General features: G+C 55.6%; 15 protein-coding genes. 6 read left to right on the forward strand and 9 right to left on the reverse strand.

Translation table 11 applies throughout. The features are described from left to right. The first annotated feature begins 292 nt into the window (after window positions 1-292). A complete protein-coding gene (locus tag NP77_RS06100) occupies window positions 293-850 on the forward strand; it encodes a YtfJ family protein (protein WP_003855512.1) in 558 nt (185 codons plus the stop codon). Window positions 851-906: 56 nt separating this feature from the next. Here NP77_RS06100 and cysQ read toward each other — a convergent pair whose 3' ends face one another. Continuing rightward, the gene (gene cysQ / locus NP77_RS06105) at window positions 907-1,650 is read right to left on the reverse strand and encodes a 3'(2'),5'-bisphosphate nucleotidase CysQ (RefSeq protein ID WP_003855511.1); all 744 of its coding nucleotides are present in this window, start codon (window positions 1,648-1,650) and stop codon (window positions 907-909) included. 295 nt (window positions 1,651-1,945) lie between these two features. On the opposite strand from cysQ, the gene NP77_RS06110 reads away from it, so the two are divergent. Beyond that, window positions 1,946-3,889, forward strand: coding sequence for a bifunctional 2',3'-cyclic-nucleotide 2'-phosphodiesterase/3'-nucleotidase (locus tag NP77_RS06110; protein WP_039659424.1), 1,944 nt, complete (start codon window positions 1,946-1,948; stop codon window positions 3,887-3,889). Between the two features lie 44 nt (window positions 3,890-3,933). On the opposite strand, the gene fklB is transcribed toward NP77_RS06110, so the two are convergent. Beyond that, window positions 3,934-4,554 carry an FKBP-type peptidyl-prolyl cis-trans isomerase gene (fklB, locus tag NP77_RS06115; protein ID WP_003855508.1) on the reverse strand — a complete coding sequence of 207 codons (621 nt, stop codon included), beginning with the start codon at window positions 4,552-4,554 and terminating at the stop codon, window positions 3,934-3,936. A 220-nt stretch (window positions 4,555-4,774) separates the two neighbouring features. Here fklB and NP77_RS06120 point away from each other — a divergent pair, with 220 nt between their 5' ends. Then, window positions 4,775-5,449: a LysM-like peptidoglycan-binding domain-containing protein gene (locus NP77_RS06120; RefSeq protein ID WP_156137289.1), complete on the forward strand. Its 675-nt coding sequence runs from the start codon at window positions 4,775-4,777 to the stop codon at window positions 5,447-5,449. Window positions 5,450-5,531: 82 nt separating this feature from the next. Here NP77_RS06120 and rplI read toward each other — a convergent pair whose 3' ends face one another. The 4 genes from rplI to rpsF are packed head-to-tail and all read right to left on the reverse strand — an operon-like array spanning window position 5,532 to window position 6,972. Next, the gene (rplI, locus tag NP77_RS06125) at window positions 5,532-5,981 is read right to left on the reverse strand and encodes a 50S ribosomal protein L9 (protein ID WP_003855506.1); all 450 of its coding nucleotides are present in this window, start codon (window positions 5,979-5,981) and stop codon (window positions 5,532-5,534) included. Window positions 5,982-6,020: 39 nt separating this feature from the next. Beyond that, on the reverse strand, window positions 6,021-6,248 hold the full coding sequence (rpsR, locus tag NP77_RS06130) for a 30S ribosomal protein S18 (protein ID WP_002210155.1): 228 nt from the start codon (window positions 6,246-6,248) through the stop codon (window positions 6,021-6,023). 4 nt (window positions 6,249-6,252) lie between these two features. Continuing rightward, window positions 6,253-6,570 carry a primosomal replication protein N gene (gene priB / locus NP77_RS06135; protein ID WP_010256154.1) on the reverse strand — a complete coding sequence of 106 codons (318 nt, stop codon included), beginning with the start codon at window positions 6,568-6,570 and terminating at the stop codon, window positions 6,253-6,255. A gap of 6 nt (window positions 6,571-6,576) precedes the next feature. Continuing rightward, window positions 6,577-6,972 (reverse strand): 30S ribosomal protein S6, encoded by a 396-nt coding sequence (rpsF, locus tag NP77_RS06140; RefSeq protein ID WP_003855334.1) that lies wholly within the window; start codon window positions 6,970-6,972, stop codon window positions 6,577-6,579. Between the two features lie 404 nt (window positions 6,973-7,376). Between rpsF and NP77_RS06145 the strand changes: the two genes are divergently transcribed. Continuing rightward, window positions 7,377-7,583, forward strand: a complete 207-nt coding sequence (locus tag NP77_RS06145) for a hypothetical protein (RefSeq protein WP_003855333.1) — start codon at window positions 7,377-7,379, stop codon at window positions 7,581-7,583. Window positions 7,584-7,632: 49 nt separating this feature from the next. Here the strand turns inward: NP77_RS06145 and yjfP are convergent, their stop codons facing one another. Then, a complete protein-coding gene (yjfP, locus tag NP77_RS06150; protein WP_008925791.1) occupies window positions 7,633-8,382 on the reverse strand; it encodes an esterase in 750 nt (249 codons plus the stop codon). A gap of 159 nt (window positions 8,383-8,541) precedes the next feature. On the opposite strand from yjfP, the gene NP77_RS06155 reads away from it, so the two are divergent. Together NP77_RS06155 and bsmA are read left to right on the forward strand one after the other, a co-directional pair. Then, window positions 8,542-10,473, forward strand: a complete 1,932-nt coding sequence (locus NP77_RS06155) for a methyl-accepting chemotaxis protein (protein ID WP_008925792.1) — start codon at window positions 8,542-8,544, stop codon at window positions 10,471-10,473. 56 nt (window positions 10,474-10,529) lie between these two features. Then, the gene (gene bsmA, locus NP77_RS06160) at window positions 10,530-10,856 is read left to right on the forward strand and encodes a biofilm peroxide resistance protein BsmA (protein ID WP_003855330.1); all 327 of its coding nucleotides are present in this window, start codon (window positions 10,530-10,532) and stop codon (window positions 10,854-10,856) included. On the opposite strand, the gene NP77_RS06165 is transcribed toward bsmA, so the two are convergent. Together NP77_RS06165 and rlmB are read right to left on the reverse strand one after the other, a co-directional pair. Next, a complete protein-coding gene (locus tag NP77_RS06165; RefSeq protein WP_039659428.1) occupies window positions 10,830-12,458 on the reverse strand; it encodes an isovaleryl-CoA dehydrogenase in 1,629 nt (542 codons plus the stop codon). The genes bsmA and NP77_RS06165 overlap by 27 nt on opposite strands. Window positions 12,459-12,678: 220 nt before the next feature. Further along, window positions 12,679-13,413 carry a 23S rRNA (guanosine(2251)-2'-O)-methyltransferase RlmB gene (gene rlmB / locus NP77_RS06170; RefSeq protein ID WP_003855328.1) on the reverse strand — a complete coding sequence of 245 codons (735 nt, stop codon included), beginning with the start codon at window positions 13,411-13,413 and terminating at the stop codon, window positions 12,679-12,681. Between the last annotated feature and the right edge of the window lie 16 nt (window positions 13,414-13,429).

Raw genomic sequence — 13,429 nt, forward strand, 5'->3', positions numbered from 1 at the left:
TTAAGCACGCTTCGCCGTTTCCAAATTTGGTTCCAGCCCATGAAGCGCGAATTCGCGATAACTATAGAACACTAAAACTGACTGATGTTCCTAAAAGTGAATTTTTTTACTGAATTGACACATCATTACAGAACACTCTGTTATCAGGCTCACACAACACAGTATAAACCTTCATTGATTAAGGAATTGTGGCGGCCATAACAAACCTGACACCTTTCCAGGACAGGCGCATCATCCCTGCTTACTATTGCAGTAAAATGACTGACTGGTCTGATCACCTAAGGAAATAACAATGCGTATAACCCTGGCAGCTGTGGCGTTGTCTCTGTTGATACCGGCAGGCGCGATGGCTCATAACCTCAGACTGGATATGCGGGTACCGGCTGTAGGCGTGAATGACAAAGGCGAGCTGTTATTGCAACAGGAGAAGTTTAGCTACAAAAACTGGAATAGCGCGCAGCTCAGCGGAAAAGTTCGCGTCATCCAGCATATTGCGGGTCGCTCATCTGCGAAAGAGATGAACGCGGCACTGGTAGAAGCGATCAAAGCCGCGAAGCTGCCGCATGATCGCTATCAGACCACCACCATCGTCAATACCGATGACGCGATTCCGGGCACGGGCATGTTTGTGCGCAGCAGCGTCGAGACCAACAAGCAGCAATATCCCTGGTCTCAGTTTGTCATAGACAGCAAAGGCAACGTGCAGCACAGCTGGCAGTTACAGCCTGGTGGTTCCGCCATAGTGGTGCTGGATAAGCAGGGCAAAGTGAAGTTTGTGAAGGATGGTTCGCTGACGCAGGATGAAGTGACAAAAGTTATCGCGCTGGTCAACTCACTGCTGAAAGAGTAATGCTGAACACCCGGGAGCGAGAGAATCGCTCGCCGGGCATTTATGCCAATACCGTCTTAAAAGAGCGAAACGCGGAAGCCGGGATTCAGGAAGGATTCGCGCGGCGCATAGTCCAGGGTTTTGCCCTGCCAGTCATGTACATGCGCACCCGCAGCCATCGCCACGGCATGACCCGCGCCGGTATCCCAGATATTGGTTGGCCCGAAACGGGGATAGAGCTGAGCTTTACCTTCTGCCACCAGACAGAATTTCAGTGAGGAGCCGGTCGCAACGGTCTGATGCTCACCCAACTGCTTCAGGTACTCTTTCATCTCGTCGTCGTCACCATGTGAGCGGCTTACCACGACCAGCGGAGGACGTGCGTCACGGACATGAATCTGTTCGCGATGACCGCCCTCTTCTTTCCACGCTTTACCCTCTGCCGCGGAATACATTACGCCCAGCACTGGCGCATAGACGACGCCCATCACCGGCTTGCCCGCTTCAATCAGCGCAATATTGACGGTAAATTCACCGTTACGCTTGATGAACTCTTTGGTGCCATCCAGCGGATCAACCAGCCAGTAGCGTTGCCAGTGCTGACGGACATCCCAGGCTGGCGGATCTTCTTCTGAAAGTACCGGTATGTCAGGCGATAGCTGTTTCAGCCCCTCCATGATGACTTCATGCGCCGCGATATCCGCAGCGGTCACCGGCGAATCGTCCGATTTGTGAGAAACGTCAAGCGGCGCGGCACCGTTATAGACCTGCATAATCGCGTCGCCAGCTTCGCGTGCCAGTTGGCAGATTTGCTCTAACATTTTTCACCTCGTTTTTGTCTGTCTGCTGCAGGATCAGTCCATCTTCAGATAGTGACATTTTAGCAGTTCCGCCTGACCAGCCTGTTTACTGGTCCGGCGGCGATTCAATTTATAGATATATCAATATCATAGTTACGTGCTTATCGCCATGCTGACGCCAGTGAGCCTTTATCGTATAAGAATGAGTCGCAGGCCGATGCATCAAAACGTTATATCCATCACGATTTAAAATGACTATCTGTCATGCTTTTACATTATTTTGAGAGCCTGAATTTAATTTGCAGCAGGAGCAAGCATGTTTAAGCCCGGAATGATGTTACTGGCCCTGAGCGTTTCCGTCGCCGCCCAGGCCGCGACGGTGGATTTACGCGTACTGGAAACCACCGATCTGCACAGCAATATGATGGATTTCGACTACTACAAAGATACGCCAACCGAGAAATTTGGTCTGGTGCGCACCGCCACGCTGATTCACGCCGCCCGGCAGGAGGTGAAGAACAGCCTGCTGGTTGATAACGGCGACATCATTCAGGGCAGCCCATTGGGCGACTACATGGCGGCTAAAGGGCTGCGTGAGGGTGAAATCCATCCGGTCTACAAGGCGCTTAATACGCTGGATTACGCTGTCGGCAACCTCGGTAACCATGAATTCAATTATGGCCTGCCCTACCTGAAAAAAGCGCTGGCGGGTGCGCGCTTCCCTTATGTGAACGCCAACGTGATTGATGTGAAGAGCGGCAAACCGCTGTTTACCCCTTACCTCATCAAATCCACGACGGTGGTTGATCGCGAGGGCAAATCGCAGACCCTGAAGATTGGCTATATCGGCTTTGTGCCGCCGCAGATCATGGTGTGGGATAAAGCCAATCTGCAGGGCAAGGTACGGGTGGATGACATCACCGAAACAGCTCGCCGCTATGTGCCTGAGATGCGCGCGCAGGGTGCCGATCTGATTATTGCTATCCCTCACTCCGGCCTGAGCAGCGAGCCGTATCACGCAATGGCAGAAAACTCGGTTTACTACCTCAGCCAGGTGGAAGGTATTAACGCCATCCTGTTTGGTCATGCGCATGCCGTCTTCCCCAGCAAGGAGTTTGCTGGCATCAAAGGCGCAGACATTGCTAACGGCACGCTGAACCGGGTTCCGGCGGTGATGCCAGGCATGTGGGGCGATCATCTTGGCGTGGTCGATCTGGTGCTGAACAATGAGGGCGGACGCTGGCAGGTGAGCAGCGGCAAAGCAGAGGCGCGACCGATCTACGATAATGCCGCGAAGAAATCGCTGGCGGCGGAAGATCCGGCGCTGGTGAAAGTGCTGGCTGACGATCACCGCGCCACGCGGGAGTTTGTGGCGAAGCCCATCGGCAAGTCGGCTGACGTAATGTACAGCTATCTGTCGCTGGTTCAGGACGATCCAACGGTGCAGATCGTCAATAATGCGCAGCGCGCTTATGTGGAGCATTTCATTCAGGGCGATCCGGATCTGGGCCGTTTGCCGGTGCTCTCTGCTGCCGCGCCGTTTAAAGCGGGCGGACGTAAAAACGATCCTGCCAGCTATGTCGAAGTGGAGAAAGGTGCCCTGACCTTCCGTAATGCGGCCGATCTCTATCTCTATCCCAATACTCTGGTCGTGATGAAAGTCACGGGTGCGCAGGTGAAAGAGTGGCTGGAATGCTCAGCAGGCCAGTTTAACCAGATCGATCCGCACAGCAGCAAAACGCAGTCGCTGATTAACTGGGATTTCCGCACCTATAACTTCGATGTGATTGATGGAGTCAATTATCAGATTGATGTGACCCAGCCCGCGCGTTATGACGCAGAGTGTCAGTTGATCCATCCTGACGCCTCACGCATCCGTCAGCTTACCTGGCAGGGTAAACCCATCGATCCGCAGGCTATCTTCCTGGTGGCGACCAATAACTATCGCGCATATGGCGGCAAGTTTGCCGGCACCGGAGATAAGTACATCGCCTTTGCCTCGCCAGATGAGAACCGTTCGGTGGTAGCAGCCTACATCAGCGCGGAAACCAAAGCGCATGGCGCAGTTCAGCCGAAGGCGGACAATAACTGGCGTCTGGCACCGATTACCTCATCCACTCCGCTCGATATTCAGTTTGAAACGGCACCGGGCGATAAGGCGACCGGATTTATTAAGCAGCATGCGCAATATCCGCTTCAGCCCAAAGGAACAGATGCGATTGGCTTTGCACTGTGGCAGGTAAATTTACAGCAGAAATAAGGCGGGAGAAAACGCTGCAACCGGGGTGGTTGCAGCGTCTTATCTTACAGGATTTCCAGCAGCTCAACTTCGAAGAGCAGCGTGCTGAATGGTGGGATAGAGGCACCCGCACCGCGCTCGCCATACGCCAGGTTCTGTGGGATCACCAGTTCCCATTTTGAGCCAACCGGCATCAGCGTCAGCGCTTCAATCCAGCCAGGGATAACGCCGCTTACCGGGAATTCTGCCGGTTCGCCACGGGCAACTGAGCTGTCGAACACGGTGCCGTCGATCAGTTTGCCGGTGTAGTGAACGCGTACGCGATCCTGACGTGATGGGATTGGACCTTCACCCTGAGTAATCACGCTGAACTGCAGGCCTGATTCGGTGCTGCTCACGCCTTCACGCTGCGCATGTTCCTGCAGGAATGCCTGACCTTCTGCGGCCATAGCTTCGGTACGCTCACGACGCACGCCTTCCGCGCGTTCGTGCACTTCACGCAGTGCGCGATGAACCACATCAACCGGTACGGCCGGCGAGTTCCCTTCCAGCGCGTCGCGCAGACCCGCGAGCAGTGCTTCTGGTTGCAGACCCTGCAGACCAGATTCCAGCAACTGCTGGCCAACCTGTAAACCAATACCGTAACTTGCTTGTGCTTCGACGCTGTCGAAAGAAGGGGTAGTCATCTTCGTTCCTTTCACTCTCGGATAAATTCGAACCGGCAGCATAGCAGCGCAGGCCGCTGGCGTAAAATGCCCTGCGTCGCAGATGACTTTTGCTGATGAAAGAGAAACAATAGCCACGTCAAATTTATCAATGCTGGCAGGCACTTCGCGCCGGTATTGCCCATACTATAACTATCGATGGGGATCACCTCATCTGTAGCACCTGAATAAGAGAGCAAACATGGGCCAGATTGCCCCACGCCGCCGCAGGATGCGTGCAAAACAAATGGTATCCCGGCTGCAGACCTGGCTGGCCGCACGCAGGCTACAGCAAACTGCCGGAGAGGAGGAAACCCGAATGGCTTCAGACACGTCATCCCGCCTGCCGACATGGCTTCAGCGTATCTGGCATTTTACCGACCATATTCGCTGGATGGATCCGCTGCCTGCGCCGCACCGTCGTGGCATTGTGGCGGCACTGCTGGTGATGCTGGTGGCGTTTCTCTGGCCCACCAGTACCCTGCGCTATCCGGTCGAGCAGTCTTCTCCTTCTGCGGAGAAAGAGGTGCCGATGCAGGCGGATATTTATGATAACAACCGTGCCCGTCAGCCTTCATCCTCATCGTCTCAGCAGACGCCAAAAGCTGATTCTCAGGGCGAATGGCGCAATATGACCATTGCGTCGGGTCAGACGCTGGCGCAGCTGTTTCGTGACAACAGTCTGCCGGTCAATGATGTGTTTGCGATGGCGCGGGTGGAAGGCAGTGACCAGCCGCTCAGCTCACTGAAAAGTGGTCAGCAGGTGAAAATCCGTCAGGATGCGCAGGGTGTGGTAACCGGTCTGACCGTTGATGGCGCAAATGGCCCGGTGCTGTTTACGCGTCAGCCAGATGGCAGCTTTATTCGCGCGCAGTAAGGCCAACAGCAGTTTATTGAAAGGCATAAAAACAAAAACGCCGGCACAAGGCCGGCGTTGATGTCGTGCTCAGTTAATAAAATTAACCAGCAACAACTTTCACGTTCAGTTTAGCGAAGACTTCGCTGTGAACCTGGAAGCTTACTTCATGCTCACCGGTAGTGCGCAGAACGCCGTTCGGCAGACGAACTTCGCTCTTAGCGACTTCAACGCCAGCTGCAGTAACTGCATCAGCGATGTCGCGGGTACCGATTGAACCGAACAGTTTACCTTCATCGCCCGCTTTAGACGTGATGGTTACAGTGCCCAGTGCATTGATTTTCTCAGCGCGTGCAGTTGCTGCAGACTGAACGTCAGCCAGTTTGGCTTCCAGTTCAGCACGGCGTGCTTCGAAGAACTCAACGTTTTTCTTGGTAGCAGGAACAGCTTTGCCCTGTGGTACCAGGAAGTTACGAGCATAGCCCGCTTTAACGTTAACCTGATCACCCAGGGTGCCAAGGTTTGCTACTTTATCAAGCAGAATAACTTGCATTACCTTATCCTCTTAAAGTCGTTAATGGACAGTTGCCGATTACTGATGACGATCAGTGTACGGCAGCAGAGACAGGTAACGCGCACGCTTGATGCAGCGAGCCAACTGACGCTGGTATTTTGCACGAGTACCGGTGATACGGCTCGGGACAATTTTACCGCTTTCGGTAATGTAGTTTTTCAACGTTGCGATGTCTTTGTAATCGATCTCAACAACGCCTTCCGCGGTGAAACGGCAGAACTTGCGACGACGGAAATAACGTGCCATTAGGCTAGTCTCCAGAATCTATCAATTCAATCTGCTCGGCATGGAACACCACTTTGCTCTGGCCATTTCGTGCCTGATGGCAACTAATGAAACCGTCGAGTGTGAGTTGCGTGCCGACCGTTATATGTTGAGTAATCACCTGATGGGCGCTGCCGCTAATAATAACAGGCATACGACACCAGGCTTGCCGGTGAAACCCGGCCTCCTCCTGCACTGAGCGGTGCTCAAGCACAAACTGACAGTGAGGAATTCCTGACGGGCTAACTCTTCGAACCGGTGTCTTGCACACAGTGCCAGACAGGCGAAGTCGATTGACCGTCACGATGGATTACTCTTCAGAATCCCCAGCATCTGACTCATCAGCGGATTCGTTAGCAAAATCTTCGCGACGATCACGACGCTCATCTTTCGCTTTAACCATCGGTGATGCTTCAGTTACCGCGTTTTTAACGCGCATAACCATGCTACGGATAACGGCGTCGTTGAAGCGGAAGTTCGTTTCCAGCTCATCGATCGCTTCCTGCGGCGCTTCAACGTTCATCAGAACGTAATGCGCTTTGTGCAGTTTATTGATCGGGTAAGCCAGCTGACGGCGGCCCCAGTCTTCCAGACGGTGAATCGTGCCTTCAGCACCAGTGATAGCACCAGTGTAACGCTCGATCATGCCAGGAACCTGTTCGCTCTGGTCAGGATGAACCATAAATACGATTTCGTAATGACGCATCGAAATTGCTCCTTACGGATTATTCAGCCTCCTGTCGGGGTCAACCGCGGCCCATGGAAGCAAGGAACGTTATAGGCTGTGTCCCACAAAGGTTCGCAGTGACGAGCGTTTGTGGGACACAGCCTGAGAATGCGGCTGAAAAATTGACGCGTAATCATACCGGCGAAGGTGCCTGAACTCAAGCGCACATTTAAACAAATCGCAGGCGTCGTGCCAGATATCGGGGCTTTTTGTGCTAATGACGTAAATACAGCAGGTTGGGCGGCGAAGGTTCAAAAATGCTGACAAAGAGGTTCAGGTGGATGATCTGGCGATAATTTACTCAGTCGCTAAACTGATTAGAGACGTCACGGTTCGCTTAGTGGCGTCACGCAGAGTGTGTTCCCTGAAGTGAGGAGTCGGGCATGAAAACGTTCGTCATCGCCACTTTACTGGGTCTCTTCCTGTCTCCACCCGCTCTTGCCAGCCATGCTGACTGTGCGCAGCAGATGAGAAGTCACAGCAGCGAAGCGGCATCGGGTTATGTTTACGTTAACCGGCTGGATACGCCGGAAAGAAACCCGGTTAATGCGCCTGCCAGCGCAGCAGAAAAAGCGTCTGCGTTCTGGTAAGTGCTGGTAACTTTACGGGCGGCAGAGTCCTTCTCCGCCCGTTCATTATTTATAGCTGCTGTTTAAAAAAGCTGACCAGCGCCGTTAATGCAGAGGGCGTGATCTTATGCCCGATCTGTTTTTCCGACAGTGAGGTCAGATGCTGCGCCAGTCCATTGTCACGCAGCGCCCTCTCCAGCCGGACACTCTCCGCCCAGGGCACAACCTCATCCGCTTCGCCATGCCACAACAGTAGCGGACGGTTAGCCAGTGCCTCCAGATGGTTGCAGGGATCATAGTCCGTCAGGGGAGCCATACGGGCCGCAAACTGCGCTTTCTGCTCCGGCGTATCAGCCACCAGCGGTGGAAACAGCGATTCGCTCAGTTGCATAAAATAGCCCGATCCCATCATACAGGCGACGCTCTGGATCTGCGGATAACGCGCCATCGCGCCCAGTGCCGTCATGCCACCCATCGACGCACCCGCCACTGCGAAACGCCTGTCAGCGATCAGATTGTCTCTACGCAGCGCAGCCTCCAGCAATGGCAGCTCATCAATGTTCTGTTTCAGAATCTCCCAGAAGCGGCCCAGGCGTGCATTGGCATCACCGTGATAACGCGCGCCGTGCAGCTCCGCATCTGGCATCACCGCCCGAAACCCCGCCTGTGCCAGCGCCACGGCGAAATAGGCGTAGACCTCTTTTGATGAGGTAAAGCCGTGATAAAACAGCACGGTTGGCAGTGGCTGATGCCGTTGTCCGGCAGGCGTGGCGTGCAGGCATTCGATACCGGCCAGTGTTTCTGTAGTGAGTTCAATCATGGTCTCTCCTGAGAGGCAGCAAGGCATGCCGATCAAGTCTGTGTTCTGCGGGTTGATTTGCGAAATCACCCGCTCCGCTTAGCTGTCTAACTTCTCCCTAAACTTTTCCCGCACTCTGCCGTTGATCGTGTACTCCCTTAACTTGATCAAAGGTAATTTATGAAGCGTCTCTCTCTCAGCGGACTGAGTCTCGGAGTTAAGCTGTCTGTACTGACGTCTCTCAGCGTTGCACTGCTGTTGCTGGTGCTGACACTGACTCAAAGCCACAACGCCTCGCGCCAGCTGGAAAATCTCGCCATCGATGACATGCACAACCAGGTGCAGGGCATCAGTGAAATGGCCACTATGTTTAATGCCACCCTCACCGAAGAGGTGGCTCACTATACCGATCTGTTTACCAGCTTCCTGCCTAAGCGCTTTAGCCTGGATGAAAGCTCGCGGGTGCAGGTCGGTGCCTTTTCGACGCCAGTGCTGCGTGCCGGGTTGAAAACACTGAATCTCGATCAAACTGCCGTAGACGATTTCACCGAGCGCACCGCCGCCGTGGCGACCATTTTCGTGCGCGATGGCGATGACTTTGTCCGTGTTTCAACCTCGCTGAAAAAAGAGGATGGCAGTCGCGCAATCGGTACGCAGCTTGACCGCACCGGGGCGGCCTGGAAACGTGTTCACCAGGGCGAAGTCTACCGCGGGCTGGCGACGCTGTTCGGCCATCGCTATATCACACAGTATCAGCCGATAAAAGATGAGAGCGGTAAAGTCGTTGCCATTCTGTTCGTCGGTGTGGGTATTGATAAACAGTATGCGCTGATGCGAGAAAAAATCCTGGCGCGTAAGCTGGGTGATAGCGGTCATTTCTTCGTGCTCAACGGCACGCCCGGTAAAACGCAGGGAGCGTATCTGTTCGATCAGCACGACGAAGGAAAACGCCCCGACTGGGATGATGCAACGCTGAAACCGCTGCTGACGGAGCCGAAAGGTATGCAGCAGGTGGAGATCAATGGTGAGATGCAGATTCTGGCCTGGGAGCAATTGCCGGACTGGAACTGGGTGATTACCGGCGAAGTTAACCGCGACAGCCTGCTTGCGCCCATTACGCATAGCCGTAACCTGTTCCTGATTACCGGACTGGTTCTGGTAATCGTCTTTGCGCTGGGCTTTGTCTGGTACAGCCGTCGGGCGATTACCCGTCCGCTGCAGCAGGTGATTCATCTGGCGGAGCAGTATGCCGCCGGCAACCTGCAGGTCCATATGGATACGCTTCGTCGCGACGAAGTTGGCCAGCTGATCATTGCAATTAACGGCATTGGCGATGGCCTGGAGAAAATTGTCGGCCAGGTGCGCGGTGCGGCGCAGGAGATCAGCGACGGCACGGACACCATCGCGGCCAGCAGCCATAACATCAGCGAGCAGATCGGGCGTCAGGCCAGCAGCGTCGAGCAGACCTCTGCCAGCATGGAGCAGTTTGGTGCCACGGTTGAACACACCGCCGAAAGCCTGCGTCAGGCGATGTCACTGGTGGCCGAAGCCAGCAATATCGTCAGTCACGGCAGCAAAACCGTGGTGCGCTCTGTCAATACCATGTCAGCCATTAAGGTTTCATCGCAAAGCATTGCGGATATCACGCATGTGATTGAGTCGATCGCCTTCCAGACCAATATCCTGGCGCTGAATGCTGCGGTTGAAGCGGCGCGTGCTGGCGAACAGGGCCGGGGTTTTGCCGTGGTAGCCGCCGAGGTGCGCGCGCTGGCTCAGCGTTCCGCGCAAGCCGCTAAAGAGATCGACGGACTGATTGCGACCTCTATCAGCAACGTGGCAGAGGGCCATCAGCTCTCTGAGCAGACGCGCGATGCAATGACCAACATTGTGACGCACATCGAGCAGGTGCAGGCACTGATGGGCGAGATCAACGTGGCGGCGCAGGAGCAGGCGGCAGGTATCGGTCAGGTTAATATTGCGATGAACCAGATCAGTCAGGCGACGCACCAGAACAGCGAACTGGTGGCACAGGCGGAAAACAGCGCGCAGAACCTGAGTGATAAAGGGCACCACCTGACCCAGCTGGTCAGCGTATTCAGCCTGAAATCCTGACGTCTTTCAGGGCGATGACGTACACTCATTGTCTCGTCCTGAAAAAGGGTTTTGCTATGCGTTCTGCTTATTTACTGGTGTTCAGCCTGCTGCTGGCAGGCTGTTCGGCGTTTGACACCACGCCAAAAGCCCCGCCTGCGCCGACTCAACAGGCACAGGAGATTTCACGGGCGCAGAGTGGCGGTTTGCCGAAGCTGGGCAATATTACCGTTAACGTACACGGCTCACCGGATGATGCCCAGCGTGCCGTTGCCGCCCAGGCCAATCAGGCCGGAGCCGCTTACTATCAGATCGTGATGGTGAGCGAAACGGTCATGCCGGGCTTCTGGTACGCCAGTGCGATTCTCTACGGCGCATCACCTGCCGCAGGCACGGTCCAGTAAACGATCGGTAATCGCGGCCTCAAGCGGGCGCGAGCCACGCTGGTCGAGCCACTGCTGGCACCATGCATCCGCCAGCGGAGGTTCGGCATATTTCAGTAGCTGTGCACCCATTGCCAGCAGCAGCAGCGTGCGGGTAACCTCACGCGCCTGCTCTTCAGGAACGTGGTTAAGCCTCAGACGCAGCTGACGCCAGCGCGTATCAAAATGGCGGTTACTCCCTTTCACTGCTTCAAATTCCTGACTTAGCATCGCGGTAACCTCTGCCTGACGGGCAAGCACGCGCAGCACATCAAGGCACATCACGTTGCCCGATCCTTCCCAGATGCTATTGACGGGCATGTCACGATAGAGGCGCGGGAGCTCACTGGCCTCGCAATAGCCGATCCCTCCCAGCACCTCCATCGACTCCGCAACGAACGGCGCACCCGCTTTGCAGATCTCATATTTTGCCGCGGGCGTAAACAGGCGGGCAAAGGTGACTTCATGCGGTTTTGCCGGCTGTGACCAGGCGCGCGCCAGCCGCATCAGCAGTGCAGTTTGCCCCTCCAGCTGCAATGCCTGCTGAGCCAGAACCTGACGCATCAGCGGCTGCTCCACCAGATTTTTCCCCATTACCTGACGCTGATGGGCATGCGAGACGGCTACCGAGAAAGCGCGGCGCATCTGACCGTGACTGCCAAGGGCGCAGTCGAAACGCGTCATGCCGCCCATCTTCAGGATCAGCCGCACGCCTTCGCCCTCCTCACCCAGCAGCCAGCCAGTCGCGTCGCGAAACTCCACTTCACAGCTGGCATTGGAACGATTACCCAGCTTATCTTTTAGCCGCTCCAGCTGGATGGCATTGCGTGACCCATCGGGTAACAGCCGCGGCAGGAAGAAACAGCTTAATCCGGCAGGCGTCTGAGCCAGCACCAGATGCGCATCACTCTGTGGCACGGAGAAAAACCATTTATGGCCCGTCAGGCGGTAGGCTTCACCTGCGCCACGCGCGCCCAGCGGTTCAGCGTGGGTGGTGCTGGTGAGCAGATCGCTGCCGCCCTGCTTTTCCGTCATACCCATTCCGATTAGCAGACCCCGCTTCTGGTCGCCGGGCTGTGCATGGGTGTCGTAGCGATCGCTGAGCAGCGGATCGAGCCAGCCTTCAAAGGCGGCCGGCAGATAAGTCTGTAGCAGGGGAATGGCCGCGTGTGTCATGGTCACCGGGCAGAGCGTGCCCGCCTCAACCTGCGCATGCAGAATAAAGCGCGCAGCGCGCGCCACGCTGGCCTGTTCACGAACCGTGGGCTGCCAGCTCAGGTTGTGCAGGCGACTGGCGCAGACACCCTGCATCAGCAGATGCCAGGCGGGATGGAAACGAACTTCATCCATGCGTTCGCCACGGGCGTCGTAGCGCAGCAGTTCAGGCGGCTCAGCATTGGCGAGTCGGCCCAGCTCCAGAGACTCGGCGCTGCCCAGCTGACGACCTACCGATGCCAGCCATTCCCGATCCCATCCGGCACCTTCGCGTGACAGTGCCTCGCCAAGCGGCGTATCAGACAGAAACAGATTGCTGTTGCTCAGAGGATGAGGCTGATTAAAAACAGTGTGTGTTGTCCAGGTCATAACGGCTCCTCGCGGATGTCACTCAGTAAGTATACCCGTCGTCTTTCAGGCTGCATGTTTGTTGGCTGCGTTCGCTCACCCGAATCACTTACTCATGTAAGCTCATCGGGATTCGTTCTCTTGCCGCCTCAATGCAACCCGAAATTCTTTGGGTATATACGAATGACGTGCAGTTATGCCTGGTACAGAAACTAATTTGTGGCGAGGATCACATCGGGGATCAGGCGTTGCGCTGACGCACCGCTTCAAACAGGCAGACGCCGGTGGCGACCGAGACATTCAACGAAGAAACGCTGCCCGCCATCGGAATGCTGATCAGCTCATCGCAATGCTCACGGGTCAGACGACGCATGCCTTCCCCTTCTGCGCCCATCACCAGCGCCATCGGGCCGGTCATTTTGCTCTGGAAGACGGTATGGTCCGCTTCACCTGCGGTGCCAACGACCCAGATGTTATATTCCTGCAGCAGACGCAGAGTACGCGCCAGGTTGGTCACGCGGATCAACGGCACATTCTCTGCCGCGCCACTGGCCACTTTTTTGGCGGTGGCGTTCAGGGGAGCGGAACGATCTTTCGGCACGATGATCGCGTGAACACCGGCAGCATCAGCGCTGCGCAGGCAGGCACCCAGGTTATGGGGATCGGTGACACCGTCCAGCACCAGCAGGAACGGTTTGTCCAGGCTCTGCAGCAGATCCGGCAGATCGCCTTCCTGATACTGACGGCCCGGTTTCACCCGGGCTACGATACCCTGATGCACACCGCCTTCAACCTGGCTGTCGAGCCACTTGCGCTCGGCCAGCTGAATAACAATCCCCTGAGCTTCCAGCGCGGCGACCACGGGTTGCAGGCGACGATCGTCGCGGCCTTTGAGGATAAAGACTTCCTGGAAACGTTGTGGGTCACGTTCCAGCAACGCCTGCACGGCATGGATACCAAAAATAATTTCGCTCATCGATCTGCTCAGTGTT

Origin of the sequence: Pantoea sp. MBLJ3 (assembly GCF_000816655.1) — a bacterium.
GTDB classification, from domain to species: Bacteria; Pseudomonadota; Gammaproteobacteria; order Enterobacterales; family Enterobacteriaceae; genus Pantoea; species Pantoea eucalypti.